1 protein-coding gene is annotated in these 1,178 nt (G+C 48.3%); it reads right to left on the bottom strand.

Annotated elements, in window-relative coordinates; all coding sequences use genetic code 11:
* Positions 1–1,178, bottom strand: a 1,178-nt coding sequence (locus Q0389_RS07770) for a helicase-related protein (protein WP_298693301.1), incomplete at both ends; no start/stop codon positions are given.

The following is a 1,178-nucleotide window of genomic DNA, read 5'->3' on the forward strand; positions in this document are numbered from 1 at the left end:
ACGGGTCACCATCGTCGATTCGATGTACTCACCCTCTTCTACTCCGAGACGTTCCATAATCGATTTGATCTTGTCCGAACCGAAAATACGGAGCAATGCATCTTCGAGGCTGAGATAGAACTGGCTCGTACCCGGATCCCCTTGACGTCCGGCACGCCCGCGGAGCTGATTATCGATACGGCGGTTTTCATGACGCTCGGTACCGATGATATACAATCCTCCCAGCGCTTTGATCTCGTCACTGACTTTGATATCGACACCGCGTCCGGCCATATTGGTCGCAATCGTGATCGCCCCTTTTTCGCCGGCATGCTTGATGATTTCCCCCTCTTGGGCATGGTTTTTCGCATTCAAAACCGTATGAGGAATTTTTTCGGCTTTAATCAGGGCATGAAGTTTTTCCGATTTTTCAATCGAGGCCGTACCGATCAAAATCGGCTGCCCTTTGGCATGCAGCTCTTTGATTTTTGCGATAACGGCAGCGAATTTTTCCCCTTCGGTTTTATAGATCAGATCGTTTAGATCCTGACGGATAACCGGAACATTGGTAGGGATTGAAATAACGTCGAGATTATAAATCTGGGCAAATTCGGTCGCTTCGGTCTGAGCCGTACCGGTCATCCCTCCGATTTTGTCGTACATACGGAAATAGTTTTGATAAGTGATATCGGCGAGGGTCTGCGTCTCTTCTTTGATGATGACCCCCTCTTTTGCTTCCAATGCCTGATGCAAGCCTTCGGAGTAACGGCGCCCTTCAGAAAGACGTCCGGTAAACTCATCGACGATAACGATTTGTCCGTCTTGGATGACGTAATCGACATCGATTTCGAAAATATAGTTCGCTTTCAATGCCTGATCGAGATGGTGTGAAAGAGCCGAGTTTTCGATGCTGTAAAGATTGTCGACGCCGAATAACTCTTCGGCGCGGGCAATCCCCTCTTCGGTTATCAAGATCAAACGGTCTTTCTCATCGACCGTGAAATGCTCCTCTTTGACCATTGCTTTGGCTACGGCATCTGCACGGGTATAGTTCTCCAAAGTACGATTCGTCGGTCCTGAAATAATCAAAGGGGTACGTGCTTCGTCGATCAAAATCGAATCGACTTCATCGACGATGACATACGAGTGTCCGCGCTGAACCATATGCTCTTTCGAATAGGTCATATTGTCGCGCAGAT

This window comes from uncultured Sulfuricurvum sp., assembly GCF_937936435.1.
Lineage (GTDB): Bacteria > Campylobacterota > Campylobacteria > Campylobacterales > Sulfurimonadaceae > Sulfuricurvum.